We start from the raw sequence: 25,356 nt of genomic DNA on the forward strand, positions 1-25,356 counted from the left end.
GCGGCATTTTTTATGGCTGCGGCGACGCAAGGCTGTGGCGGCGCTGTTGGCTCAATTTACGGTACTGCTGCGGCGGCATGCCGACGTAGCGGGTAAAGGTGCTGTAGAAGCGGCTGCTGGACCGGAACCCGGCGGTGAGGGCGATATCAAGGATGGTCTTATCGGTGTCGCTCAGCAGCGCGCGCACGTGATTGATGCGCATGGCGGTGATGTACTGCTTCATGGTCTGCTGCATTACCCGCTGAAAAACGCCCATCGCGTAGTTTGGGTTGAGTTTAACGTGCTCGGCGACGGCATCGACGGTCAGCGCCTGGTCATAATGGGCGGCGATAAATTCCAGCATCTGGCTGACATAAAATTGCGCGTGGCGCGAGACGCTGTTCTTGTGCGTGCGCGAGGTCTTATTGACCAGAATCGGCTGCCAGCCGGCGAGGCTCAGCCGCTTGAGCATCAGGGCGATTTCATCGATCGCCAACTGGCGAATCTGTTCATTCTCGTGATTCAATTCCTGCTGCCAACGGCGTACTTCAAAAGCGCTTAACTGCTGGGCGGCAAGAGATTTAATCACCATCCCGTGGGTGACGTGGTTTATCAGTTCGCGATCCAGCGGCCACGACAGAAACAGATGCATCGGCAGGTTGAATATCGCCATCTGCTGGCAGTCGCCCGGGCGGGTCAACTGATGCGGCGTACAGGCCCAAAACAGGGTGATATAGCCTTTCTCAATGCGCACTACTTCATTGTTAATCAAATACTCCACGTCGCCGTCGAACGGCACGTTGACCTCTACCTGGCCGTGCCAGTGGCTGGTGGCCATGGCGTGCGGGGGGCGCAGTTCGATATCCATGCGCTGATACTCGGAATAGAGCGCCAGCGGGCTGCGGCTCTGCTTTTCATCGCTGCTGCACATGTGCGGGTCGGGGGGCAGGGAAGTGAAGCGGTGTTCCATCATGGGCGGATTCCTGGATCGTCAGAGTGGCTGCGTTTTTAGCCTGAACTGATTACAGCTTAGCGGAATCATCGGCCCGTTTTCTCTCCTTTTAAGCCGATCTATTCCCAAAAGCTCAGATTTTGTGGCGCTTAATGGCCGATCTGAGTTTCCGGGAATGCTCCGGCGGGAACGGGGCAGCGCAGCGGCGAGCGGCATGCCACTCTGAAAGTGTTCAATGACCTGATGGAGAGAGCGCGATGTCCGCCCCAAAAATTACCTTTATCGGCGCCGGTTCGACGGTGTTCGTCAAAAATATTCTCGGTGATGTTTTCCAGCGCCCGGCGCTGAAATCGGCGCATATCGCGCTGATGGATATCGATGAAACCCGGCTGGAAGAGTCACATACCGTGGTACGAAAGCTGATGGATTCCGTCGGCGCGAATGGCGAAATTAGCTGCCATCGCGATCGTAAAACCGCCTTGCGGAACGCCGATTTTGTTGTTGTCGCTTTCCAGATTGGCGGCTACGAGCCGTGCACCGTGATTGACTTTGAAGTCTGTAAACGCCACGGCCTTGAGCAGACCATTGCCGATACGCTGGGGCCGGGAGGCATTATGCGCGCGCTGCGCACCATCCCGCACCTGTGGGCTATCTGCGACGATATGAGCGAGGTCTGCCCGGACGCCACCATGCTTAACTACGTTAATCCGATGGCGATGAACACCTGGGCGATGTACGCCCGCTACCCGCATATCAAGCAGGTGGGTCTGTGCCACTCGGTGCAAGGCACAGCGGAAGAGCTGGCGCGCGACCTTAACCTCGACCCGGCGGATTTACGTTACCGCTGCGCGGGAATTAACCATATGGCGTTCTATCTGTCGCTGGAGAAAAAGCTCGCGGACGGCAGCTACGTCAGTATCTATCCCGACCTGCTGCAGGCCTACGCCGAAGGACTGGCGCCGAAGCCGAACCTGCATGGCAATCCACGCTGCGAGAACATCGTCCGCTATGAGATGTTCAAAAAGCTGGGCTACTTTGTCACCGAATCGTCGGAGCATTTCGCCGAATACACGCCATGGTTTATCAAGCCGGGGCGCGACGATCTTATCGCCCGCTATAAAGTGCCGTTGGATGAGTACCCTAAACGCTGCGTCGAGCAGTTGGCCAACTGGCATAAAGAGCTGGAGAGCTATAAGAGCGGCGAGCGTATCGAGGTTAAACCTTCGCGCGAGTATGCCAGCACCATCATGAATGCCATCTGGACCGGCGAGCCAAGCGTGGTGTACGGCAACGTGCGCAACGATAATCTTATCGACAACCTGCCGCAGGGTTGCTGCGTGGAAGTTGCTTGCCTGGTGGACGCCAACGGCATCCAGCCGACGAAAGTAGGCGCGCTGCCGGCGCATCTGGCGGCGCTGATGCAGACCAACATCAACGTGCAGACGCTGCTAACGGAGGCCATCCTGACGGAAAATCGCGATTACGTTTATTACGCCACGATGATGGATCCGCACACCGCCGCGGTGCTGGGGATCGAAGAGATCTACGCGCTGGTGGATGATCTGATCGCCAGCCACGGCGACTGGCTGCCGGACTGGCTGCACCGTTAATCTTCTCATGCCGCCGGGGGATCTGGTCCGGCGGCGCCTGCCATGCTCTATCAAACGCTAAAGGAGGCGCTGGCGACAGCGACCTGTACCCTATGAGTATTTCAATGACAACAAAGCTCAGCTACGGATTTGGTGCCTTTGGTAAAGATTTCGCTATCGGTATCGTTTACATGTATCTGATGTATTACTACACCGATATTGTTGGCTTATCGGTTGGGGTGGTTGGCACCTTGTTCCTGGTGGCAAGGATCCTCGATGCGATAGCCGATCCGATCATGGGATGGATCGTCAACTGCACGCGATCGCGATGGGGGAAGTTCAAGCCGTGGATCCTGATCGGCACTATCACCAACTCGGTGGTGCTGTATATGCTGTTCAGCGCCCATCACTTCAGCGGCGGGGCGCTTCTGGCGTGGGTGTGGCTGACCTACCTGCTGTGGGGCTTCACCTATACCATCATGGATGTGCCGTTCTGGTCGCTGGTGCCGACCATTACCCTTGATAAACGCGAACGTGAACAGCTGGTGCCTTACCCGCGCTTTTTCGCCAGCCTTGCCGGGTTTGTGACCGCCGGGGTCACACTGCCGTTTGTCAGCGCCGTCGGCGGCGCCGATCGCGGCTTCGGTTTCCAGATGTTTACCCTGGTGCTGATTGCCTTTTTCGTAATTTCCACCCTCGTTACCTTGCGCAACGTCCATGAGGTTTACTCGTCGGATAGCGGCGTAAGCGAGGATTCCAGCCATCTCTCACTGCGCCAGATGGTGGCGCTCATCTATAAAAACGATCAGCTGGCCTGCCTGTTGGGCATGGCGCTGGCCTATAACACGGCGGCGAATATCATTGCCGGCTTCGCGATTTATTACTTTACCTACGTGATTGGCAGTGCGGAGATGTTCCCGTATTACATGTCCTACGCGGGGGCGGCGAATTTGCTGACGCTAATCCTGTTCCCACGGCTGGTGAAAGGTCTGTCGCGACGCATTCTGTGGGCGGGGGCATCGATCATGCCGGTGCTGGGCTGCGGCGTACTGTTGCTGATGGCGCTGAGCGGGGTTTACAACATTGCGCTGATTTCGCTGGCTGGAGTGTTGTTGAATATTGGCACCGCGCTGTTCTGGGTGCTGCAGGTCATTATGGTGGCCGATACCGTTGACTACGGCGAATATACGATGAATATCCGCTGCGAAAGTATCGCCTACTCGGTACAGACGCTGGTGGTCAAAGCCGGTTCGGCGTTTGCGGCCTGGTTTATCGCCATCGTGCTCGGTATCATCGGTTACGTGCCGAATGTGGTGCAATCATCCCACACGCTGCTGGGGATGCAGGCGATTATGATTGCGCTGCCGACGATCTTTTTTGCTCTGACGCTGTTTCTCTATTTCCGCTATTACAAACTGAATGGCGATATGTTGCGACGTATTCAGATTCACCTGCTGGATAAATATCGTCGGGTACCGGAAAATGTCGTCGAGCCGGAACGGCCGATCGTGGTACCCAATCAGGTGTAAAAAGCGTGCGAAAACCGCTGGCGAAAGAGGGGAGGGATGCTCTCTTTTTGCACAAAAAAAGCGTTTAAAATAGACAGAAATGAAAACTTTTAGTTCTCTTATTTGTCTCTTATAGTTCTCTCTTTGAACTCAATGAGTTAATTGAAATCTCCATTGTTTCTCAAATAAAACTCAGAATTGTCTCTTTTTCGTGCTCTTGCGCTGCTTTTTAACTCTTGCTACTCTTTTTGGGTCTTACATTTTCTCTTATTTGTCTCAGTGATGGAGCAATGCGATGCGCATTTTTATCGATGATGGTTCAACCAATATCAAAATGCTGTGGGAGCAAGATGGCGAAACTTTCACCCATATCAGCCCCAATAGTTTCAAGCGCGGCTGGTCTGCCACTTTCGGCGCCGGGAAGCCATTTAACTACACCGTGGATGATGAAAAGTACTCTTTCGACCTGATCACCCCCGATGCGTTACCCACCAACAATATTGATTGGCAATACAGCCCGTTGAACTCCATCGCTGTTCACCATGCTCTGCTGACCAGCGGCCTCGAACCGCAGGATGTCGAGATTGTGGTCACCCTGCCGCTGACTGAATTTTATGATGAAGATGCGCAATATCGTCTTGATAACATTGAGCGTAAGAAAAAGAGCCTGCTGCGCGAAGTTAAACTGAATAAAGGCGTGGTGTTCAATATCACTAAAGTCACCGTGCGTCCGGAATCCATTCCGGCGGGTATCAGCCTGTGCGATGAGCTGAAACCCTCGCATTCGGTGCTGATTGTCGACCTCGGCGGCACCACGCTGGATATTTCGATGGTGGCCGGGCAAATGACCTCGGTTTCGCGTATTTACGGCGACCCGAAGCTGGGCGTATCGCTGGTGACCGACGCCGTTAAGCTGGCGCTGGCGCGGGCGAATACCGATACCTCCAGTTATAACGTTGACCAGATAATCATCAACCGCCACGACGAAGAGTATCTGACCGATAACATCAACGATCCGGATGCGGTATCTGAAGTGAAAAAGGTTATCTCCAACAGCATCGAACGCCTGACGACTCGCGTTCTGACGGCGATTGATAGTTTTAAAGGCTATTCTCACGCCATCGTGATTGGCGGCGGCGCGCCGCTGGTTGCCGATGCGATTCGCGAACGCATGGGTCTGCGCGAAGATCGCTTTGTGGTGGCCGACGAGCCGCAGTTCGCCCTCGTGCGTGGTCTGAAAATTATTGGTTAAGGAGCGTCTATGACTCTGGATCGCAGAAAGGTTCTGATATACCTGCGCCCGGATATCAGCGCCAGCGAGCGCTTTGCGGACGCGAAAATTGAAGCCCATCATCGTGGCGATCGCGGGGATATGTCGCGTACAGCGCTGCTGGCAGGGTTAGCGTTGGGTGAAGTAGATAGCCGGCTGCCGTCAATGCTGGCGGCGCTGCTGGCGGAAGATACGCCACCGGAGACGCTGCGTAGAATGCTGGCCTCGTTTCTTGAGATTCAGCCAGCCTCTTCCGCTGCGGCATCTACGCCAGCGGCCGCGCCGGTTAAGGCGCCCGAGCCGCCTGCGCCGGTGAGCGAGAGCGTCTCCGCGCGTAATCTCGCCGGCTCGCTGCCGGATTAAGCGCTTTTCCCGGCTCTCGCTGCGCGCAGCCGGGCTACGGTTTGCGCCGTGAGCGAGCTGTAGCCCGGGTAAGGCGGAACGCCGCGACCCGGGAAATTTCCCGGCTTACGCTACGCGCAGCCGGGCTACGGTTTGCGCTGTGAGTGACCTGTAGGCCGGGCAAGGCGGAACGCCGCGACCCGGGAACTCCGCTTAGCTGTGGGTCAAAAAGCGGGCCAGACGCTGCTGCAGTAGCCGATTTTCGCGGGTGAGTCGCGCATTTTCATCCAGCAGCGTCAACGCCACCGCAATCCCCGGCCAGTCCAGCTCCAGCTCGTTACGCAGGCGCACAGCGCGATGCACAATCGTCACCGCGCTGTCGTCAAACAGCCAGGTTTCAGCCTGCGGCTGGTGCGGCTCAATCATCCCTAAGCCGACGATCTCCGTCAGCTCCTCTTGCGACACCCCGGTGCGCAGGCACAACTCGGTGATGGTAAACGTCACTGTTACTTTAGCCATCAGGCTTTCCCCCATGTCTTACGCGGATCGAAGCTGGCTTCGCTTTCGGCGAGTTGCTGCCAGAGCTCACGCGCTTTTTCATCTGGTTTTGGCGGCATAACGATTTTGATGACGGCGAACAAATCGCCGGTGTGGGTTTTGCTTACCAACCCTTTGCCCTTGATGCGCAGCCGTTGTCCCGCCTGGCTACCCGCCGGAATTGTCAGCAGAATGCTCTCTTTTAACGTCGGTACGGTGACTTTCGCCCCCAGCGCGGCTTCCCACGGCGCCAGCGGCAGTACGATCTCCAGGTTATGACCGTTGATGTCGAACAGCGGATGCGGCGCGATGTGAATCACCAGCCACAGATCGCCATTCGGGCCGCCGTTTTCGCCTGGCGTCCCCTGACCTTTCAGGCGAATTCGCTGGCCATCGCTGACCCCCGCCGGAATTTTCACATTCAGCGTTTTCGGCGTTTCACTCTCAACCATGCCGAAGACGTTATAGACCGGCAGCTTGTAGCTGACGGTACGAGTCTGTTCGGCGAGGGTTTCTTCGAGGAACACCGCCACTTCGATTTCGACATCGTGACCGCGCTCGGCGCGCTGGCGGCGGGCGTGATGCGCCTGCTGGCCGAACATCGAGGAGAAGATATCGTCGAAGTCCTGCTGGCTGTAGCTTTGTTCGTGGGCGTGCTGTTGGCGGTTGAACTGCGGATCGTTGCGGTGCTGCCAAAGTTGATCATATTCGGCGCGACGCTGATCGTCTTTGAGGACTTCCCATGCTTCGGCGAGATCCTTGAATTTTGCTTCGGCATCGGGCTCTTTGCTGACGTCGGGGTGATATTTACGAGCCAAACGGCGGTAGGCGGTCTTGATGGTTTTCAGATCGTCCGTTGGCTTAACCCCTAGAATGGTATAATAATCCTTTAATTCCATGGTGTTATCTCATTTATGCTCAAAAATCTGGTCACGGAACCCCTGGATCAGGCGGCTCTATTAAGAGTAGGGCAAATGAGAAAGGGTGGCGGAGAAAAGTGGCAAAAACTTGACGCCGTCGGGGATGACGGCATCCAGTGATTATTCTGGGGTGCCGGAGCGGTAGTTGCGCCGCCATCCTTCCAGCAGCACCAGCGCCGCACCAATGGCCCCGGCAACAAAATGTAGATAATTCGGGGAATTGGGGAACAGCTGAACAAAGGTCGGGTCGGTTATCATCATTGAACCGGCAATCCAGCCAATCAACGCGCCGCCCAGCAATACGACCGAGGGAAAGCGAGTCAGTATGGCCAACACCAGCTTACTGCCCGCGACAATAATCGGGATGCTGATTAATACCCCCAGCGCCACCAGCAGGAGATGGCCTTTACCGGCGGCTGCCACGGCTAGCACGTTATCCAGCGACATGATCACATCGGCGACGGTGATGGTGACGGCGGTGCGCCACAGGCTACTGGAGCTGCTGATATCGCTCTCTTCTTCCTCGTTGGCGACCAGCTTAATGCCAATCCACAGTAGCAGTAACGCACCGACGATTTTTAGCCACGGCAACGACAACAAATAAATCGCCACCGCCAGCAGCGCGACCCGGGCGATAATCGCGCCGAGAGTACCGATAACAATGGCTTTGGTGCGCAGATGCGCCGGCAACTTGCGGCAGGCCATGGCGATGACCACCGCGTTATCGCCGCCTAATAACAAATCGATGGCGATGATTTGTAGCAAAATAACGGCGAAGTCCCACTGACTCAATATTTCGTTCATGCCTGGCTCGTATTGCAAATAATGTCGATCAAAAAAGATGGGCGCAGGGTACTCCCGTTCTTCGCCCCTGACCACCCTTCAGGCCGTAGGGGGAATCGCGGCGTCTGACAAATAAAGTTACGAATCAATGCATAGACTGACAATGATTCGCCGCCAAAGGATGATATTTTGTCCGATTAGGCTCACCTGCCGTCTACTTTTCGTAAGGACTTTTCAATATGTCTGGCATCAAGAATCTACTTATTCTCGCTCTGGCGGGCGCTTCCCTGCTGCCGGCGCTGGCCAGCGCCGCTGACGCGCCGGCCGCGACGTTCACCGCGGAGCAGGAAGCGCGTATCGGCAAAATCGCCGCTGATTACCTGGTCGCCCATCCGGAAGTGCTATTGCAGGCCAGCCAAAAGCTGCAGCAAATTCAGGCGGAGCAGCAGGCCAGCGCCGCTACCCAGGCGGTAATCAAGAATGCCGACAAGCTGACGCAGGATAAGGCCACGCCAACCTACGGCCCGGCTAACGGTAAAGTCACCGTTATCGAGTTCTTCGATTATCAATGCATCTACTGTAGCCGCCTCGCGCCGGTTATGGAGCAGGTGATTAAAGACCATCCGCAAACCCGTTTTGCCTTCAAAGAGTGGCCGATTTTCGGCAGCCGTTGGGCAACTTCGCTGGATGCGGCGAAAACCGGTCTGCAGATATATCAGCAGAAAGGGGCCGAGGCCTATCTGACTTACCACAACGGCGTTTACGCCACCGGGCATAACGAAGGCAAACTGACGGCGGCGGACATCCAACAGCAGGCGAAAAAGGTGAACTTTGACGCCAAAAAAGCGGCGGATGTCGAACCGGCGCTGGAAAACATTAACCAGCTGGCGCAGGAGATTGGCTTAAGCGGTACGCCTGGCGTGATAGTCATGCCGACAACTGGCGCGACCGAAGCGACCATTACCGTCTTCCCGGGACTGGCCGACAAAGCCTCGCTGGATGCGGCGATTAAGAAAGCCGGCGGTAACTAATTTCACCGCCCCGTAAGCACAAAGGCCGCAAGCGATGCGGCCTTTTTTGTGGTTCCGTTAGCGTTCGTCTTCCTCGCTCTGATTGATTTTTAAATCAATGATTCTGCCAATCTGGTCGTGATATACCGTCAGCAGGTTATATTGGCTCATCTCGGAAATGATTTGCGGTGCGATATTAAAGCTCTCCGCTAGTTCTTCATGACGTAGCGAGGCCATGCTGCCGTGTCGCCGGGCGTTATAACGGCGTAGATTGTACTGATACCACAAAATCAGCAGCCAGCCGTTAATTGCCGCCACCAGTAAATAGACCAGTACGGTATTAAACGACGCCATAATCGCGTCCCAGCTGTCGTTACCGTGCTGGGTAAACTGCATCAGCAAATTGGCATACAGAAAAAAGGCGAAGCCGGCCCACGCGATAGCGGTTAATACGCCGTCAAAGATGCGCGGCAACACGCGATGCTCGGTTAAGATCAGGGTTTGTTCGTTCATGACATTCTTCCTTTACCTCTATCGGGGCTGACCCAGCGAGCCCTGGCGCGTTTACGTTTCAACATGACTTTGGGGAAGGCAACGATGGTGGTTAACAGGCCAATCATCCAGTACACCATCGGAAACCAGATCACCCAGAACAGCGAGCCGGCGACGCCGCGTTCATAGCGCCGTTCGATGTACAGACTGGCGATAAACTGCAGCAGACACATCACCCCCAGCAGCAGCCCGGTAAATTCCGGCGGAAAAAGGCTGCGGACGGTCAGATTCTCCGGCAGCGGGGCAAAATGGCTGGCGATGAACAGCAAAATGGTGACCGCATAGGCGAAGGCCCACAGCGTGGAGAGGGCATATTCGAGAAACAGCGGCCACATCCGGTGATGCTCCCAGCGAAACAGGCGGCGCAGATTGACCAGAAAAACCTCGGCGCCGCCCTGCGCCCAGCGTAACCGCTGTTTCCACAGCCCCTTCAGCGTCTCCGGCATCAGGATCCAGCACAGCGCTCGCGGCTCGAAGAAAATCGCCCAATGGCGTAGCTGCAGCTTCCAGCTGATATCGATATCTTCGGTGATCATATCCGGGCTCCAGTAGCCGACGTCCGCCAGCGCCTGGCGACGAAAAGCGGCAATCACACCGGAGACGGTAAACACCCGGCCGTAAATACGCTGGGTGCGCTTAATCAGCCCGATTATCGAAGAGAATTCGCCGACCTGAATGCGGCCAATCAGCGTCGAGCGGGTACGAATTCGCGGGTTGCCGGTCACCGCGCCGACGTGGGGATACTGAATCAGCGGCGCTACCAGGTAGGCGGCGGTATCACGGTCGAGCAGGGCATCGCCGTCGATGCACACCAGCAAGTCCCCACGCGCGGCGGCAGCGCCGGCTTTCAGCGCTACCGCTTTCCCCTGATTTTCGGCTAGATGAATCACCCGCAGCAGGTCGTACTCTTCCGCCAGTTGATTCAGCACCCTGGCGGTATCGTCGGAGGAGCCGTCGTTGATGGCGATCACCTCAATGTTGCGATAGCGCTGAGCCAGCGCGGCTTCGATGGTCTCGCGGGCATTTTTCTCCTCGTTAAAGCAGGGAATCAAAATAGAGATCAGCGGATCGCCGTCGAGTTTCGGCGGCGGCGTCTCTTTACCCCACGGCCAGTGGCGTTCCAGTTGAAACCAGAAGTAGAGCCCGCCGGTTATCCACAGCACCGACATAAACAGCGGCCAGAAGAAGACGAAATCCAGTATCAACTCGCCGGTGAAAACGGCGGCCACGCCCAGCGGTAGCCCGAAAACCAGGCATAAAATCGAAAATGCGATAATGCGATCAGTCATTGTTGGGATACCAGTACGATGAAAACAGGGGCCTGATTTTCGAGATATCAGGCTGATTATTAAGGAAATCGTCGGGGTAGTAGCCGTAATTGTTGACGCCGTTGAGCTGTAATGTCCGCATCCAGTCGACCAGCTGTTGGTCAGGGATGGCGTTCTGCTGCGGGAGAGTCCAGTCTTTAGCCTGCAGCTCAAAAATGGTTTTCTTCAGTGCGCCCGGCCTGGCGCTGACGGCGCGCACCAGACGCGCCAGCCACGCATCGCTTTCCGCAACCGGAACGGATTCCATCAGCGGCATCGCCATCGGCACCGTCCAGTCGTAGGCCGCCAGAAAATCATCCAGATTCTGCGCGAACCAGGCCTCGCTTTCCGGTTGCAGGATCGGCAGGGCGAAGATATTGCGCGCGGTTCTCACCTGCGGGCCGCGAATCGCTTTCACGCTCTGGCTGAGCGTGCGGGTGAAGTCGATAAGCGTCTGACTTTTAAATCGCGTCCAGGCGTGCAGCGTGGCGGGGTTTTGGCGGATCTGCGCGATATCCTCCCGATGGCCCGCCGCACGCCAGGCAGCCATCGCCCCGGCGCCGGCATCTTCGTAATCCGTCAGTACCGCGTCGTCGTGGAACAGCACGCCGTCAAAGGTCGCGTAGCGGGCAAGGTCCTGATAAATATCGCGGATCTCGTCGCGCACCTGGCTATTCCATGGCGACAGACGTACATAGGGGTGAGTAGCCTGGCGCAGCGTGTTGCTTTGTGCATCCCAGCGCTGTACGCGCGGTAGCGAACCGTCCAGATCGAACGCCAGCACTGGCATCCACGCATACACTTTGGCGCCGCCGCGCGTCTGCAATTGCCAGGCGACGAAATTAAACAGATCGGCGCGCATCGGCAGGCGGCGGTTGGGGAAGTAGAGCGCTTTCACCGTGCCGTCGCCGAGCGGATCGGAAAAGGCCTGTAGGAAAACGTGAGTGATTTTCATGTCATAGACGCGCTGGATCAGCTTATCGATATTTTTGCGCTGCTGAGCCGGGTCTTTATCGTAGACATAATCGAGATCGACGTGCATCACCCGAACCGGTTCACGCTCCTGGATTTGCGTCACCTGGCTGGCGAAGGCCTTGATCGACGGGTTACCGGAGATAAGCAGACGGGGAATGTTATCCAGATCGCGCACGTCGCCCAGACCATCGCCTAGGGTAAACGCCAGTTGATAGCCGCGATTTTTGGCAATAGCCAGCGATGTGCCGTTGGCCGCGCCGTAGGGCCATACCCAGGCGCGCGGCGCTTTGCCGGTGACGTCGGCGATTTTGTCGCTCACTTTGCGCACGTCGGTATCGATGCGCTGGTGAAACTGCTGGTCGCTTTCGTAGCGCCCACTGGCCTTATCATAAAAGCGGTTGGCAACCGCCGGTTCGCGGCTACCCTGCGGATTGGCCTGAATACCATAGTGCGAAGCCCAGGTATGCGCGCCGATTTCAACCAGCGGTGATTGCGCGAGCTCGCGCACCATCTCCCAGGTGGCGAAACGTTCGCGCGGGGTCATCAGACCGCCGAAATCGACTTTTTTCTGCTCCGGCGTATCGACCCAACTGCCTACCGGCGCCCACAGTGCCGGGACGTTCCAGGCTTTTAACAGCGGCCAGACCCGGGTGTAAAAACTGCTGTAGCCATCATCGAAACTCAGCAGAAATGCCTTCGGCGGCAGGGTGATTAACCCCGCGTTGGCGTCGAGAATATTTTGCACGCTGATGGCCTTATAACCATTGTGCAGCAGCCAGCCGATTTGATCGTTGAGCGCGCTGGTACGCACCGCCAGATAGCGCTGATCGGCGGCATCGTCTTCTACATCGTGATAGGCCAGTACCAAAAACTTATTCTGCGGCCAGGGCTTATTCGCCTCCGGCTGCGGCCGCGCGTCCGGCGGCAGAAAAGGAATCGTCTCTGCGCGAAGCGCGCAGGTCATCAGGAGCCAGCCGATAACCATCAGGCTGATGCGGATACTTTTGTTGACCATGTTTATCCTTAAAACCGTAAATTCGCATCAAGGGCAATGGAGAGATTGCTTTCGCGTTTGCCGTCGTAAGGGCGCTTGTCCCAGTTCAGCATCACGCCGGTGTCGATCACGTTGTTCCAGCGAATACGCTGGCCGTAGCCGAGCATGGCGATAGCGCCGGCCGAATATGCTTTTTGCCAGTAGGCGCCGCCGCCTGCCGCAAGCTGCTGGCTCCAGACGGTATCGTAGTGCTGATACATGACGTGATCGGCGACCAGCGCCGAGGTGGCGGCGAAGTCGCGTTTCGGGTTGTAGTACAGGGTATCCGTCCGGCTGTTGGCGCTGGCGGAAAGCCCAGGTTCAAGATCGAGCGTGATGGTTGGCGATTGCCAGAGCCGCTCTTTGCCGGTGAAGGTGTATTCCTGACGACGGTTGTGGTCGGAGAAGCGGCTGGCGGCGGCGCTAAAGCGATATTCGCGTCGCTCGTTTTGATACCAGCGAACCCATCCCTCGCCGCGGTTGGCGCTGATACCATTGCGCAGCGCGCGCAGCGGCGTCTGGCGCGACAGGCGTTCGACCTCGCCGCCAATCTGCCAGCGATCGTTGAAACTTTGCCAGGCGGAAAGCCGGGCGCCGGGTTTGTTGTCGCCGGCAAAATTGTTGTTGGAGATTTCCAGTTCAGCCCAGGCATCACGCGGGCGCCATTCGATGCCGCCAAAGAGCTGGCGGCTGGAGCCTTTTCCTTCATCAAAATTCCCTTTGGCGAAGCGATTACCGGCGAAAAGCCGCCAGTTATCAGCGATTGGCGGGCCGTAAATCGCTGCATCCCAGCTAAAGTCGTGGCTACCGCTGACCGGGTTATCCGAGTGGATCCCCTGAGTACTGTTGAGACGCAATTCCGACATATGGTGCACCTCGCGAGCGCGAGCTAATTTTTGCGTGCTCAGGTCTTCAGGGCTGCGCGCCAGCAGGTCATCGGTTAATAGCTCCATCTGCCGCCACTCCTGAAGATCCATCGCCACGTAGGCCTGCTGGCGTTCGAGGGGAATATTCGACGGCTCCAACGCTTCCGCCGCTTTCAGTTCCCGTTCGGCGGCGCGGGGTAAACCGCGCGCCTGCAGTATCGCCGCGTAGTCAATGCGCAGCCCCTGATTACCGGGCGCGGTAGCGGCCAGTCGGCGGGAGAGACGCTCGGCTTCCGGCAATGCGTTCGTACTCAGTAAATACTGTACCTTCAGCGATTGGGCGTTCAGCCACGGGTCGTTTGGCTGCGGCGTCGGCGAGCCGTAAAGGCGGCGGGTGTAGGGAACACCGTTAGTCACTTTGGCGAGATAGTCGCGGGCGGCCTGATACTGGCCGCTGTCCAGCAGCGCGTAAAATAACTCATGCTGATCATCTTGCGGATCAGGTCGATAAAGGGGATGTTGGCGGGCGATCGCCTGCGCGGCCCCGACGTTCTGTTGCGCAAGATAAGAGGAGATAACCCAGCCGATGGCCCAGTCAGGAACGGGCTGCTGAGCGGCGGTCAGCGACTGATATTCACTGATGACCTGAGTGTAATAGCCGCGGGTGTATAGCGCGCCGAGGCGGTCAATACGCGCGCGGGCAAGATCCTCTGCGGCCTGCGGATCCTGACGCCAGCGGGCGAACAGCGCGTCGTAGCGGTTGAGCGCCATTTGCGCCAGGCGAAAGCGCTCCTGTTCACCGCGGGCAGGGGTGTCCGCCAGCCGTACCCACTCCGCCGCCGCGTCCATTTCCAGCTTTCGCTGCTGCGCGGGCGTTAAGGTGGTTTTGGCTGACCATTGCAGCGCAGGCGAATTGATGCGATTGCTGCTCAGGCTTTCAATCAGGCTATTGAGCGTCTCTCTGTTTTGCGGCGCGAGCTCCTGCGCGCGCATATCGGTGAGCAGCTGGTCCCAGCTTTTTCCCTGACGTAAATAGACGTAGGAGAGCGTCTGCAGGTGAGCGGCGCTGGGTGTGGTGGCGACTAAGCGGCGGGCTTCACTTAGCGCCTGCCCGTCATGGCGCGCATCGGCCAGCGTTTTAATCCGGCCAATAAGATAATCGTCGTTCTTCGGCTGTTGGCTGAGCGCTTGATCCCAAAGCGCCAGCGCCGAAGACCACCGTTTTTGATTACGGTAAGCCTGCGCCGCTGCCGCCGTACCGCGTGCCGGTAGCGCCATATAAACCTGATAACGCTGCCACACCTGGATAACTTCCTCATCACGTCCAGCCCAGGAGGCAATTTGTAGCCAGTCGGCGACTTGCTCAGGCGTCAAGGCATGTTGTTGCTGATACTGCTGAAGATAATCGAGAAAAGGAGAGTAATTACCTTCACGCGCCTGTAGTACATGCTGTTCATATATCGACTCAGCCCCCTGAGCCAGAATAGGCGTTAACAACAATAAACTAATTGAAAGCGAGAATGTCGTGCGGCGATAAAAGAATAACTTATTGAAACGAGTTGATCTTCCCATAACTATTTACCATATGTCCATCAAGAATCCATTGCACAACACGTCGGCCTTTTAGCTGAATGCAAAAGGATGGGGTAATGAGTTTTTACCTGACGGTACGCGGCTGCGATTACTTATTTAAGGTAATAAAATATCTCCTCGCGATAACGGGGTGGCGATTAATGTACACCTGATATGTTTGCCTGAAAATATGTCAAATAATAGACCTGTGGTTTTAAGATAAATCTGGAAATTGTCCTTTTATACAATAATTAATTGTCTGATGTTACGCATAACTAACTGAATTGGAAAAAGTTAAAGTGCGTCCGAAATTCTGTTTTAATGTTTTTGGTTCGCTTTTCCATGCATAATGTTAGGCTGTTGGTGTAGATATTTAAGACGATTTTTGACAAAAATTCTCAATAGTGGAAAAGCTTCTTTTTTGTGCGAGTTTTTTATTTATAATTAGCCGAAGGGCAGATAATTAGGAAATGACGTAAGAGTCGTGGAGTGGAGCATTCACTATAGATGGAGAGGTTGGAGGTTTACTAAAACGACAAACACATGCTTTATTTTGCTCGCCATAGTCAGCACGCCACCAGGCGCTGTGCATATTCTCCCTGGAGGGGTTTTGTTGCTTTATTGTTAAAGGGATGATTTGTGGCAACGACAATGTTTTTAGTTACTCAGGATCACTATCTCTTTGAAGGGGTAAGGATTTTCTTTCCAGATATCATCCAGTTACATTCGATTGAGCATAAGCTTTTTGAGAGTGATGCCGAGGAGTTTTCGGTGCTGGTGGATAGTCGAGCGCCGCTTTGTTTTTATGATTATCTTATTCCTGGCGCAGCGGAAGCGGGTAAACGTATCTGCTGTATTATGCTTGATATGCGCCATCGGGAAGAGCATTTGCTGAGCTTAAAGTGGTTTCTCAACATGTCTTTGACGCCTACGGATATGGCTAATTTATTTAGCCTGTTTCTTGATGTGAAGAGTAAGCGGCTGACCCGAGAATGGCTCAAGAATTTCAGCCTGAAACCACAGGAACATATGACGTTGACTTTGCTCAGGGCCGGAATGACCATGGATCAAATTGCCGGGGTGCTTAATACTTCAGTGAAAAGCCTGTATCGTAAACGCATTGAGCTTTATGAACGTCTGGGACTGGCCAACTTTAATGAGGCCTGTTTGTTTATCTTTAAAAATAGACTGCTGGAGTGTCCCGCGCAGAAGCGATAAAAAGGGAAATGAATACAGAGTAAGGTATCTACTACAAGCTACTCAACAACGGTATTATGTTAATTTAATCAATCATTGATAGGTATAACCGTAGTTCAGGAATAACTCAGATGATAATCCGCGGTATATGATAAAAATGCTCTTTGGAAGTACTTACTGCTTCGGCAGTTTTAATGCACACAGCAATTAATATTATAAATGTCCTCAATATTGAGCTGGCATAGATTTATCGTGGATCAAATTATCGGGGTTTTCTTTCATTATTTCTTCGGATGGCGTGGTTATATTTATATACGCAAATTAGCTAGCATATGTGAGAGAAATTATCGAATGATCAAGGACAGTATTGCCGAGTCTCTGGAAGCCCGTGGATTGTACCGTCGGGCCGCTTCGCGCTGGGTGGATGTGATGCAGACGTGTGTCGATGATAATGACCGTGAATGGATTAGGATGCACCGCAATAAATGCCTGAAAAAAGCGAAGCTGCCGCCGGCGCGTAAAGAAGAGTTTGCTGACATCCACAAGGCAGCCAGAGAAACGCAGTACCGTATGGGAATTGCCAAGCCGAATGGGGAAGTGTTCCGCCTTCCCGCTAAGAAGAAAGCGACGCGGCGCTAGCTCTGCGTGGCGCGTTCCTTTCTCTCTTGCCCGTTTCAGGAGGAGAGCATTTGTGCCCTGATATGGGGATTAAATTCTGATGCATAGTGCTCCCTCCATTCCTCCTTCAGGTTCATTTTTTCATTTTGAAATCATACATTGGGTAGAGGAAAGGCTATCGATACAAGCCGGGGATTTCTATGCCTGCATTACGCCTGATGGCGCTGCGCTTATCAGGCCTACGGTATGCCATTGACGTTGAACAGCGCGCTTGTCGCGCTGGCCCCGAAGGGGTGAGCCGCGTTGCGGCGAATAATCGAACGCAGTTCGATGGAGAGTCCGGCCGTAGAAAAGCAAAAACCCGCCTTTTGGGCGGGTTCTTTAAATAGTGGTGCCCGGACTCGGAATCGAACCAAGGACACGGGGATTTTCAATCCCCTGCTCTACCGACTGAGCTATCCGGGCAACGGGGCGCATTAAACCGTAATCCGCCCACTGCGTCAATGAAATTTCTCTATTTATTGTTTGATTGCTTATCTTTGCGGCAATTCCGCGCCAAAAGGGGCGTTTTGCTTAAAATCACATCACGCCGTTATCGCCTTCGCGGACTCTCCAGCCGCGGGTGATGGCGATGGCATGGCGTTTTCCGGAGATGTCATAATCGCCAACGATCTCTTCGTCATCTCGTGGCGAATTGATGGTTAAGATCGCATCCACCCCGTGGCGGTAAGCGCCATGATGGCTGAAAATGGTGCCGATAAAGCATTTATCGTTGAGCCACACCGGGATCCACGCCACCGTTTCAACGGTGTAGTGCCCCGCAGCGCCGCCATAGTAGCTGTCCACATCATCTTTAGCGGTACCGGGGGGAACAGGGCAAATCGGCTCATCGTTATCGTCAGCAGGTTTATCCTTTAGCAGGCTACCTTGCATGACGTCCAATGACTTCAATAAACCCGCTTTATCTTTATCGTTTAAGGCTGGGGTGGGTGACTGCCCGTTTTCCGCAGCGCTAATGATATTGAGGTTATAACGGTAGCGGATGGTGATGGCCGGCGTCAGGTCGCTCTGGTTAAACGGACGCAGCAGATAGAGGTTATCTTCCCCAAACACGCCGTTAAACCACAGGGCGTAAACCTGGCCGTTGATTCTGACCCAGCGGCCCCACTGGTTCGCTCCGCGATCGTTAATAGAGTAAAGGGCGCCGGGCACGCCGGCATCGAAGTTATCGTCGTCATTGCTGTCGGCATCGTTCACCGATTCAAAGGCGTTATCACCGCGTTTCAGCACGCCGGTATAGCTGAACAGGCCGGTACCGCCAACATAGCTATCGATGATGAGATCGCGTTTGCCGTCGCCGTCGAGGTCGATAAGCGTGAAGCTGACTTTGCCGTTTTCCGAATCGGCGCTGATATCGGAATGTAAAAACGCCTGCCACTCATCGTCGCTGATATCCGCCGCTGGCTTGGTGGTGGAGACCGGCGCGTCGTCGGCATAGGTGAGGGTAAAGTGGCTGATGTGTCCGCTGAGCGGAAACTGTTCCGCAATGTTCTCTAATGCAAGTTCCGGGTTGCGTTTTTGCTCTTTTAGGACCGCGTCGTGCAACGTCTTCAGCGCGAGTATATCGGCCTCTCGTTGCTTGCGGGGAATAACCTTGCTGACGAAGGTAGGAAGCTGCCAGGTTCCGCCTGGGGTGATTTCCCGACACATGCCGGTACTGTATTTCAGACTTTGCACAAAAGCTTTGCCATCCCACACTCGCTCTTCTCCGCTGACGCAGTCGGCGACGCCGCGTCCCTTGTTGAAGAAGGCGATTACGCCATCGTTATAGCTGGAAGCATCCGTGGTAATGAGCTGTGGCCTGGCGGCCTGTGTGTTATCGACAACCCACATCGCGTAGCCGTCGTTATAGGCGGCGCGCCAGCACAGAGTCTGCAGTAGCGAGTGATTTTTATCCAGCGGAGTGAGGGTGATTTGTCGTTCGCTGGTCGGAATATCGGCGTTTTGCCTGTCATCACACTGGCTGTTGAGCGCGATTTCCAATTGCGGTAGCCATTTCTGCTGTTGTTTCGCGTTGAGCGCAACGGGCTGGGCGCTGTGAATAAACGGCGCGCTCAGGATCTCCGGCGCGGGAATGGCGCGCAGAACGGTGCTGTCGTCACCGTCGCCTTTACGTAACAGCGCATCGGCGGTGCCGATCCGCCGCTGGAATTCATCGATCTTGAGGAACACCGCGCTGCTGCCTGCGTTCGACAGCCGCTTGCGCTGGCCATTGAGCGATAGCTCGATGTTTGCGTTTTGCTCCAGGGCGGTAATAAGCGCGCTGGTTTGCGTACTGTCGAAATGAAAATGGCTGTCGTCGATAGCCTCAAGCGTCCCGCGATCGCTATCGTTGATAAAAAGATTTACGCTGGCATCTGGCGGAATATCGTGCTCGGTCTGCGCAAAGGTGACCTGCGCGGTTGCCTGCCGCCCTGCGCCCGCACTGCGAGTCAGCAGGACGCTGACTTCGCCCATTGTCGCGCCATAGCCCGCAGCCCGGCAGGTGCCGGTATTATCGCAGGCGACTTCCCAGTCTTTGTAGGCGAAAGAGAAACCGCGAGGAGGGGCGGCCATCAGCGAGGTTGAACAGAGCCCCATTACGGCGGCCCAGAGAAGTGGACGCATATAGATCCCTGCCACAGAAAGTGTCAGGGAATTATATGCGCCTTGCAGGGCTTGGGAAATCCGAATTACGTGAGCGCGCCGCCCATCCGGCAGCGGGCAAAGCGCAGAATATCTTCCGCCAGACGCTGGGCGGTATCGACGTCGGCCTGGCTGCGTTTGATCAGCATGCGGCTCAGGCAGCCTTCGACAATTAATTCCATCTGCTTAGCGACCATTTCCGGGTCATCCACCTCAAGCAGGGTCAGCAGCTCGTGCGTGTAGGCCAGCGAAGCCTGCTTCTGCTGTTCCGCTAACTGGTGAATTGGGTGCTGGGCATCCGGATAGAATGTACAGGCGGCGATAAACAGGCAGCCCGGATAGCGGTGATTGCTAACGCATTTGGTCAGCGCGCTATAGCGCGCCAGCAGCTTTTGTTCTGCGCTCAGCGTCTCATCCAGCAACAGCTGGCGACGCCAGGCATCAACCTGCTGACTTAAATAACGCAGGGCGTCATAAAGCAGCGCTTCGCGGTCGGGCCAAAAGCGCTTGAGGTCATCAAGCGGGTATGCGACGCGTTCGGCGACCATTTCCAGCGTGGTGTTGGCGATACCCTCGATTTCAAGAATTTGTATGGCCTCACCCAGGACATCTTCACGTTGCACGATAGTCTCCTCCATTTATCCTCCTCAAGTGTCGTTCACGGTTGCCAATCGCGCAAATGGGCGCTGAATGCCGTAGCATCCATAAACCCGGTGACGCGCTGCGCGGGCTGTTCTTCTCCCTGCGCGTTGAAGAACAGAATCGTCGGCAAGCCGAGCACCTGTAAATGTTTCAGCAGAGCTGCGTCTTGCGCGCTGTTCTTAGTGACATCCACTTGCAACAGAACGGTCTCTTTTAGGGCCTGTCGCACTTCAGGAGCGCTAAAGGTATATTTTTCGAACTCTTTGCAGGCCACGCACCAGTCGGCATACAGATCGAGCATGACCGGTTTCCCTTTGGCCTGAGCCAGCGCCTGGTTGAGTTCATCAACGGTGCTGACGCGGGTAAATTCCAGATGCGCCTGCTGCTGGACGGCCGGTGCGCCAAAGGCCCAATCCTGCAGCGGACGCGCGCTAACCAGCGCGGCGGCCAACATGACGATTTGCACCAGACGCAGCCAGGGTTTGGTGGCGCCAAGCGAGGTGATAAACGCCCAGCTAAAGAAGGCGACGCCAAGCAACGACCACAGACGTAAACCCCAGGCTTCGCCGATAACGCGTTCCAGTAAAAAGACCGGCAGCGCGAGGATCACGAAGCCAAACGCGGTCTTGACATGAGCCATCCACGGCCCGCTCTTCGGCAGCAAACGGTTACCGAACACGGTCACCAGGATCAGCGGCAGCCCCATTCCCAGCGCGTACAGATACAGCGTGCCGCCGCCGAGCCACAGGTTACCGCTTTGAGCGATATACAACAGAATGGCGCTAAGCGGGGCCGTAGTGCAAGGGGAACAGATAAGCCCGGCGATGGCGCCCATTGCAAACACGCCGCCCGGCGAACCACCCTGGCGCTTGTTGCTCATCAGCGTCAGTCGGGTTTGCAGCGATGAAGGCAGCTGCAGCGTAAACAGGCCGAACATCGACAGCGCCAGCGCGATAAATACCGCTGACAGCCCAATTAATACGTAAGGGTGCTGCAGCGCGGCCTGGAATTGCAGACCGGCGGCGGCTACGACCAGCCCCAGCGCGGTATAGGTAACCGCCATCCCCTGGACATAAATAAATGCCAGCAGCAGGGCGCGCGCCGTTGATAAGCGCTGTTTACCGCCGAGGACAATCCCGGAAATCAGCGGATACATCGGTAAAACACAAGGCGTAAAGGCGATACCGATACCAATCAGCAGCGCCCATAGCGCTGAAAACGGCAGCGACGCGGGTTCCGCGCCGGTCTGGCTGCCGCTGGCGGGTGCTGAAGGTTGGTCTGCCAGCGCCTTGCCGGAGTCAGCGAGCACCGCGCTGAGCGGCACGATTTTGGTCTCCGGCGGGTAGCAGAACCCGGCGTCGGCGCAGCCCTGATAGGTAACGGTCAGCGTGGCTGTTTTGCTTGCTTGCGTGAGGCTAATCGGTAATGTCAGACGCTGACGATAAATTTCGCTTTTGCCATAAAACTCGTCTTCATGCCATTCGCCAGGCGGTAGCGAAGGGGCGACGATCGCAGCGTCCTTTGCCGTCAGCGTAATCTGCTTACGGTAGAGGTAGTAGCCATCCTTGATGTGCCAGCTCAGGTTGAGGTCGTGTTGATTCTGCTGAAAGTCAAAGGCGAAAGCCCGATCGGCAGGCACGAAGTTTGAACGCCCGGGGGCGTCAAACAACCCGGCGCTGGCGGATGCGCTGCACAGTAGCAGGATCAGCGTAATGATGCGTTGAGCCATGAGAGGTAATCGTTGTCTCCGTGAGTAACCGGCAGGACCAGTAGTTCGGGGGTTTGATACGGGTGATGGGACTTCAGGCAGTCCAGTAACGCCTGCTGATGGGCCAGGTTGGTTTTGAGCAGCATCTGGACTTCATACTCCTGCTCAAGCTTTCCTTCCCAGTAGTAGAGCGACGTCGCTCCCGGCAGGATGGTGGCGCAGGCGGCGAGTTTTTCTCCGAGCGCTTTGGCCGCCAGATCCTGGGCGGTCGCTTCATCCGGCGCGGTACAGAGTACAACAACAGCATCAGGCATAGTCATCGTGAACCTCGTATCAGCGAAAAGAGGCACTATAGCATGCATGATGCGGGGAGATTAACCAAAGGGGCCAGTTACTTTACTGGCCCCTTTTTAACGATCTTAAAGCATGAGGCCGCCGAAGATGAATCCGAGGATCACGCAAAGCGTAATGGCGATGACGCCCGGGATCAGGAAGGCATGGTTAAAGACATATTTGCCGATACGCGTGGAGCCGGTGTCGTCCATTTCGACCGCTGCCAGCAGGGTCGGATAGGTTGGCAGCACGAACAGCGCTGAGACCGCCGCGAATGAGGCAATTGCCGTCAGCGGGGTGACGCCAAGCAGCAGCGCGGCGGGCATCAATGCCTTGGTCGTGGCAGCCTGTGAATAGAGCAGCGTAGCGGCGAAGAACAGCACCACCGCCAGCAACCACGGATAGTTTTGCAGCAGATCGCCCGCTACCGTCTGGATATCGGCAATGTGCGCTTTAACGAAGGTATCCCCGAGCCAGGCGACGCCGAGCACGCAGACGCAGGCGCTCATTCCTGACTTAAAGGTGCTGGCGTTCAGCACTTCGCCGGTATCGATTTTACAGGTGATGCTAATCAGCGTGGCGATGGTCAGCATGAAGACCACGATCGCTTCGTTACGCGGCAGCACCGGGTTCTGGATCAGGCCGACGGTGTCGCTGATGGCGGTAGCGTAGAACATGACCGCGACGATGCCCACCAGGAACAGCAGAACGGAGCGTTTAGCATGCGGCTTCAGCTCGAAGACCTGACTGCCGCGCAGGCTCACTTCCCCTTTTGCCAGCCGTTCCTGATAGACCGGGTCGTCTTTCAGCTCGCAGCCGAGGAAGTTACAGACGACGGCGGTCAGCATGACGGCAATCAGGGTAACCGGCAGGCAGATCGCCAGCAGCGTCAGGTAGCTGACGCCAAGTGGTTCGAGAATACCGGCAAAGAAGACCACTGCCGCGGAGATAGGCGAGGCGGTAATCGCAATCTGCGAAGCGACAACGGCGATGGAGAGCGGGCGGGAAGGGCGAATACCCTGTTCTTTCGCCACTTCGGTGATGACCGGCAGGGTAGAAAACGCGGTATGACCAGTGCCTGCCAGCACGGTCATGAACCAGGTGACCAGCGGCGCAAGGAAGGTAATGTACTTGGGATGGCGGCGTAGCATACGTTCGGCGAGGCTGACCAGATAGTCCATCCCTCCGGCGACCTGCATCGCGGCGATAGCGGCGATAACCGCCATGATGATTTCAATGACGTCAAAGGGGATCGCCCCGGGTGGAATTTGAAAAATTAAGGTTAAGACGAGGACGCCGAGGCCACCGGCAAAGCCGATACCAATGCCCCCGAGTCGGGCCCCCAAATAGATTGCCAGCAGGACAACCACGAGCTCTGCACCAAACATATATGCCTTCCTTGTTTTTTAACAAGTTGATATTGAATTGTTGTCGTTTCGTAAACCCAAAAAAGCAAAAAGGCATGTCATCACTGACATGCCTTTGGTTAGTTTACCCTGAAAGCTTACTGTTCGCTTTCATCGGTATACCGTTTTGCTTTATAAGCAGGATGCATCAGGTTTTGCGGGGAGAAAATGTCATCCAGTTCGGCTTCGGTCAGCAGCCCGCGCTCCAGCACCACTTCACGTACGCTCTTACCGGTTTCGGCGCAAATCTTACCGACGATATCGCCATTGTGGTGGCCGATGAACGGGTTGAGGTAGGTAACGATACCGATGGAGTTGTAGACGTAGCTTTCGCATACCGCTTTGTTAGCGGTAATGCCGTTCACGCATTTTTCCAGCAGGTTGTAGCAGGCGTTGGTCAGGATGTGGATAGATTCAAACATCGCCTGGCCAATCACCGGCTCCATAACGTTCAGCTGCAGCTGACCGGCTTCGGAGGCCATGGTCACGGTGGTATCGTTGCCGATAACTTTGAAGCACACCTGGTTAACCACTTCCGGCACCACCGGGTTAACTTTTGCCGGCATGATTGAGGAACCGGCCTGCAGCTCTGGCAGGTTGATTTCATTCAGGCCAGCGCGCGGGCCGGAAGAGAGCAGGCGCAGGTCGTTACAAATCTTGGACAGTTTGACCGCCAGGCGTTTCAACGAACTGTGAACCATCACATACGCGCCGCAGTCAGAAGTCGCTTCAATCAGGTCTTCCGCCGGAACGACCGGCAGGTTGCTGACTTCCGCCAGTTTCTGTACCGCCAGCTGCTGGTAGCCGTCAGGGGTGTTCAGGCGAGTCCCGATAGCAGTCGCGCCGAGGTTCACTTCCAGCAGCAGCTCTGCGGTACGCAGAATGCTTTTGGTTTCTTCGTTCAGCAGTACGTTAAAAGCGTGGAATTCCTGGCCGAGGGTCATCGGCACCGCATCCTGTAGCTGCGTGCGGCCCATTTTCAGGACGTCCTGGAACTCAACGGCTTTCGCCTGGAAGCCTTCGCCCAGCTGTTTGATAGCATCGATTAATTTGAGAATCGATGCATAGACCGCGATGCGGAAACCGGTGGGGTAGGCGTCGTTAGTAGACTGGCATTTGTTGACGTGGTCATTAGGGTTGAGGAACTGGTATTCACCTTTCTGGTGGCCCATCAGTTCCAGACCGATATTCGCCAGCACTTCGTTGGTGTTCATATTGACGGAGGTGCCCGCGCCGCCCTGGAACACATCAACCGGGAACTGGTCCATGCATTTACCGTTGTTCAGCACTTCATCGCATGCCGCGACAATGGTGTTCGCTACGCTTTTAGGAATGGTTTGCAGTTCCTTGTTAGCCAGCGCGGCGGCCTTCTTCACCATCACCATGCCCCGAACAAACTCAGGGATGTCGCTAATCTTGTTGTTGCTGATGTAGAAGTTTTCAATCGCTCTCAGAGTATGAACGCCATAGTATGCGTCAGCTGGAACTTCCCTGGTGCCCAACAGATCTTCTTCGATACGAATGTTGTTTAACATGTGAACCTTCTTTTTCAAGCTGCCAATGAATTCACCA

21 protein-coding genes, 1 tRNA gene and 1 pseudogene are annotated in these 25,356 nt (G+C 55.6%); 8 read left to right on the top strand and 15 right to left on the bottom strand.

The genetic code is table 11. The features are described from left to right. Positions 1–10: 10 nt before the first annotated feature. Positions 11–949, bottom strand: a complete 939-nt coding sequence (gene melR, locus ABLV17_RS18125; protein WP_032715623.1) for a transcriptional regulator MelR — start codon at positions 947–949, stop codon at positions 11–13. 239 nt (positions 950–1,188) lie between these two features. Between melR and ABLV17_RS18130 the strand changes: the two genes are divergently transcribed. From ABLV17_RS18130 to ABLV17_RS18150, 5 genes and pseudogenes are all read left to right on the top strand, one after another. Then, the gene (locus ABLV17_RS18130; protein ID WP_308958319.1) at positions 1,189–2,541 is read left to right on the top strand and encodes an alpha-glucosidase/alpha-galactosidase; all 1,353 of its coding nucleotides are present in this window, start codon (positions 1,189–1,191) and stop codon (positions 2,539–2,541) included. Between the two features lie 92 nt (positions 2,542–2,633). Then, a complete protein-coding gene (melB, locus tag ABLV17_RS18135; protein WP_113374726.1) occupies positions 2,634–4,049 on the top strand; it encodes a melibiose:sodium transporter MelB in 1,416 nt (471 codons plus the stop codon). Positions 4,050–4,054: 5 nt separating this feature from the next. Further along, positions 4,055–4,119, top strand: a pseudogene (locus ABLV17_RS18140) (hypothetical protein); the annotation flags it as partial. Between the two features lie 204 nt (positions 4,120–4,323). Further along, positions 4,324–5,280 carry a plasmid stability protein StbA gene (locus ABLV17_RS18145; protein ID WP_015368687.1) on the top strand — a complete coding sequence of 319 codons (957 nt, stop codon included), beginning with the start codon at positions 4,324–4,326 and terminating at the stop codon, positions 5,278–5,280. Positions 5,281–5,289: 9 nt separating this feature from the next. Then, positions 5,290–5,661, top strand: coding sequence for a plasmid partitioning/stability family protein (locus ABLV17_RS18150; RefSeq protein WP_087859243.1), 372 nt, complete (start codon positions 5,290–5,292; stop codon positions 5,659–5,661). A 192-nt stretch (positions 5,662–5,853) separates the two neighbouring features. On the opposite strand, the gene cbpM is transcribed toward ABLV17_RS18150, so the two are convergent. The 3 genes from cbpM to ABLV17_RS18165 form a co-directional block, all read right to left on the bottom strand. Next, complete coding sequence (cbpM, locus tag ABLV17_RS18155; RefSeq protein ID WP_087859244.1) at positions 5,854–6,159, bottom strand: chaperone modulator CbpM; 306 nt, start codon at positions 6,157–6,159, stop codon at positions 5,854–5,856. Beyond that, entirely contained in the window at positions 6,159–7,076 is a 918-nt protein-coding gene (cbpA, locus tag ABLV17_RS18160) for a curved DNA-binding protein (protein WP_308958321.1), read from the bottom strand. Before cbpA ends, cbpM begins: the two co-directional genes overlap by 1 nt. Before the next feature lie 141 nt (positions 7,077–7,217). After that, positions 7,218–7,901: a TerC family protein gene (locus ABLV17_RS18165; RefSeq protein WP_087859246.1), complete on the bottom strand. Its 684-nt coding sequence runs from the start codon at positions 7,899–7,901 to the stop codon at positions 7,218–7,220. A gap of 218 nt (positions 7,902–8,119) precedes the next feature. On the opposite strand from ABLV17_RS18165, the gene ABLV17_RS18170 reads away from it, so the two are divergent. Continuing rightward, on the top strand, positions 8,120–8,911 hold the full coding sequence (locus ABLV17_RS18170; protein ID WP_045380425.1) for a DsbA family protein: 792 nt from the start codon (positions 8,120–8,122) through the stop codon (positions 8,909–8,911). A 57-nt stretch (positions 8,912–8,968) separates the two neighbouring features. Here ABLV17_RS18170 and pgaD read toward each other — a convergent pair whose 3' ends face one another. The 4 genes from pgaD to pgaA are packed head-to-tail and all read right to left on the bottom strand — an operon-like array spanning position 8,969 to position 15,195. Next, a complete protein-coding gene (gene pgaD / locus ABLV17_RS18175) occupies positions 8,969–9,403 on the bottom strand; it encodes a poly-beta-1,6-N-acetyl-D-glucosamine biosynthesis protein PgaD (RefSeq protein ID WP_087859247.1) in 435 nt (144 codons plus the stop codon). Then, on the bottom strand, positions 9,400–10,731 hold the full coding sequence (gene pgaC / locus ABLV17_RS18180; protein ID WP_087859248.1) for a poly-beta-1,6-N-acetyl-D-glucosamine synthase: 1,332 nt from the start codon (positions 10,729–10,731) through the stop codon (positions 9,400–9,402). Before pgaC ends, pgaD begins: the two co-directional genes overlap by 4 nt. Next, entirely contained in the window at positions 10,724–12,739 is a 2,016-nt protein-coding gene (pgaB, locus tag ABLV17_RS18185) for a poly-beta-1,6-N-acetyl-D-glucosamine N-deacetylase PgaB (protein ID WP_348854529.1), read from the bottom strand. The genes pgaC and pgaB overlap by 8 nt, the downstream gene beginning before the upstream one ends. Positions 12,740–12,747: 8 nt before the next feature. Then, the gene (gene pgaA / locus ABLV17_RS18190; protein ID WP_271031630.1) at positions 12,748–15,195 is read right to left on the bottom strand and encodes a poly-beta-1,6 N-acetyl-D-glucosamine export porin PgaA; all 2,448 of its coding nucleotides are present in this window, start codon (positions 15,193–15,195) and stop codon (positions 12,748–12,750) included. 651 nt (positions 15,196–15,846) lie between these two features. Here pgaA and ABLV17_RS18195 point away from each other — a divergent pair. After that, entirely contained in the window at positions 15,847–16,413 is a 567-nt protein-coding gene (locus tag ABLV17_RS18195) for a LuxR family transcriptional regulator (protein WP_020079840.1), read from the top strand. 330 nt (positions 16,414–16,743) lie between these two features. After that, positions 16,744–17,031: a PerC family transcriptional regulator gene (locus ABLV17_RS18200; protein ID WP_020079839.1), complete on the top strand. Its 288-nt coding sequence runs from the start codon at positions 16,744–16,746 to the stop codon at positions 17,029–17,031. A 368-nt stretch (positions 17,032–17,399) separates the two neighbouring features. Here the strand turns inward: ABLV17_RS18200 and ABLV17_RS18205 are convergent. The 7 genes from ABLV17_RS18205 to aspA all read right to left on the bottom strand — a co-directional run bounded on the left by ABLV17_RS18205 (position 17,400) and on the right by aspA (position 25,319). Continuing rightward, positions 17,400–17,475, bottom strand: a tRNA-Phe gene (locus ABLV17_RS18205). A 114-nt stretch (positions 17,476–17,589) separates the two neighbouring features. Beyond that, positions 17,590–19,677, bottom strand: coding sequence for a DUF1176 domain-containing protein (locus ABLV17_RS18210; protein ID WP_308958326.1), 2,088 nt, complete (start codon positions 19,675–19,677; stop codon positions 17,590–17,592). A 65-nt stretch (positions 19,678–19,742) separates the two neighbouring features. After that, a complete protein-coding gene (locus tag ABLV17_RS18215; RefSeq protein WP_113374765.1) occupies positions 19,743–20,318 on the bottom strand; it encodes a transcriptional regulator in 576 nt (191 codons plus the stop codon). Positions 20,319–20,353: 35 nt separating this feature from the next. Further along, positions 20,354–22,066, bottom strand: coding sequence for a protein-disulfide reductase DsbD (locus ABLV17_RS18220; RefSeq protein WP_308958327.1), 1,713 nt, complete (start codon positions 22,064–22,066; stop codon positions 20,354–20,356). Continuing rightward, on the bottom strand, positions 22,042–22,365 hold the full coding sequence (cutA, locus tag ABLV17_RS18225; RefSeq protein WP_213795028.1) for a divalent cation tolerance protein CutA: 324 nt from the start codon (positions 22,363–22,365) through the stop codon (positions 22,042–22,044). Before cutA ends, ABLV17_RS18220 begins: the two co-directional genes overlap by 25 nt. A gap of 99 nt (positions 22,366–22,464) precedes the next feature. After that, positions 22,465–23,766, bottom strand: coding sequence for an anaerobic C4-dicarboxylate transporter (locus ABLV17_RS18230; RefSeq protein ID WP_047040086.1), 1,302 nt, complete (start codon positions 23,764–23,766; stop codon positions 22,465–22,467). 116 nt (positions 23,767–23,882) lie between these two features. Beyond that, on the bottom strand, positions 23,883–25,319 hold the full coding sequence (gene aspA, locus ABLV17_RS18235; RefSeq protein ID WP_045380159.1) for an aspartate ammonia-lyase: 1,437 nt from the start codon (positions 25,317–25,319) through the stop codon (positions 23,883–23,885). Positions 25,320–25,356 lie beyond the last annotated feature (37 nt).

The organism is Klebsiella sp. CN_Kp091, from assembly GCF_040065095.1.
Taxonomy (GTDB): Bacteria; Pseudomonadota; Gammaproteobacteria; order Enterobacterales; family Enterobacteriaceae; genus Klebsiella; species Klebsiella aerogenes.

Bases quoted from the DNA above. Each gene is read 5' to 3' on its own strand.
- melR (WP_032715623.1), bottom strand. From the start codon at position 949: ATGGAACACCGCTTCACTTCCCTGCCCCCCGACCCGCACATGTGCAGC.
- ABLV17_RS18130 (WP_308958319.1), top strand. From the start codon at position 1,189: ATGTCCGCCCCAAAAATTACCTTTATCGGCGCCGGTTCGACGGTGTTC.
- melB (WP_113374726.1), top strand. From the start codon at position 2,634: ATGAGTATTTCAATGACAACAAAGCTCAGCTACGGATTTGGTGCCTTT.
- ABLV17_RS18145 (WP_015368687.1), top strand. From the start codon at position 4,324: ATGCGCATTTTTATCGATGATGGTTCAACCAATATCAAAATGCTGTGG.
- ABLV17_RS18150 (WP_087859243.1), top strand. From the start codon at position 5,290: ATGACTCTGGATCGCAGAAAGGTTCTGATATACCTGCGCCCGGATATC.
- cbpM (WP_087859244.1), bottom strand. From the start codon at position 6,159: ATGGCTAAAGTAACAGTGACGTTTACCATCACCGAGTTGTGCCTGCGC.
- cbpA (WP_308958321.1), bottom strand. From the start codon at position 7,076: ATGGAATTAAAGGATTATTATACCATTCTAGGGGTTAAGCCAACGGAC.
- ABLV17_RS18165 (WP_087859246.1), bottom strand. From the start codon at position 7,901: ATGAACGAAATATTGAGTCAGTGGGACTTCGCCGTTATTTTGCTACAA.
- ABLV17_RS18170 (WP_045380425.1), top strand. From the start codon at position 8,120: ATGTCTGGCATCAAGAATCTACTTATTCTCGCTCTGGCGGGCGCTTCC.
- pgaD (WP_087859247.1), bottom strand. From the start codon at position 9,403: ATGAACGAACAAACCCTGATCTTAACCGAGCATCGCGTGTTGCCGCGC.
- pgaC (WP_087859248.1), bottom strand. From the start codon at position 10,731: ATGACTGATCGCATTATCGCATTTTCGATTTTATGCCTGGTTTTCGGG.
- pgaB (WP_348854529.1), bottom strand. From the start codon at position 12,739: ATGGTCAACAAAAGTATCCGCATCAGCCTGATGGTTATCGGCTGGCTC.
- pgaA (WP_271031630.1), bottom strand. From the start codon at position 15,195: ATGGGAAGATCAACTCGTTTCAATAAGTTATTCTTTTATCGCCGCACG.
- ABLV17_RS18195 (WP_020079840.1), top strand. From the start codon at position 15,847: ATGTTTTTAGTTACTCAGGATCACTATCTCTTTGAAGGGGTAAGGATT.
- ABLV17_RS18200 (WP_020079839.1), top strand. From the start codon at position 16,744: ATGATCAAGGACAGTATTGCCGAGTCTCTGGAAGCCCGTGGATTGTAC.
- ABLV17_RS18210 (WP_308958326.1), bottom strand. From the start codon at position 19,677: ATGCGTCCACTTCTCTGGGCCGCCGTAATGGGGCTCTGTTCAACCTCG.
- ABLV17_RS18220 (WP_308958327.1), bottom strand. From the start codon at position 22,066: ATGGCTCAACGCATCATTACGCTGATCCTGCTACTGTGCAGCGCATCC.
- cutA (WP_213795028.1), bottom strand. From the start codon at position 22,365: ATGACTATGCCTGATGCTGTTGTTGTACTCTGTACCGCGCCGGATGAA.
- ABLV17_RS18230 (WP_047040086.1), bottom strand. From the start codon at position 23,766: ATGTTTGGTGCAGAGCTCGTGGTTGTCCTGCTGGCAATCTATTTGGGG.
- aspA (WP_045380159.1), bottom strand. From the start codon at position 25,319: ATGTTAAACAACATTCGTATCGAAGAAGATCTGTTGGGCACCAGGGAA.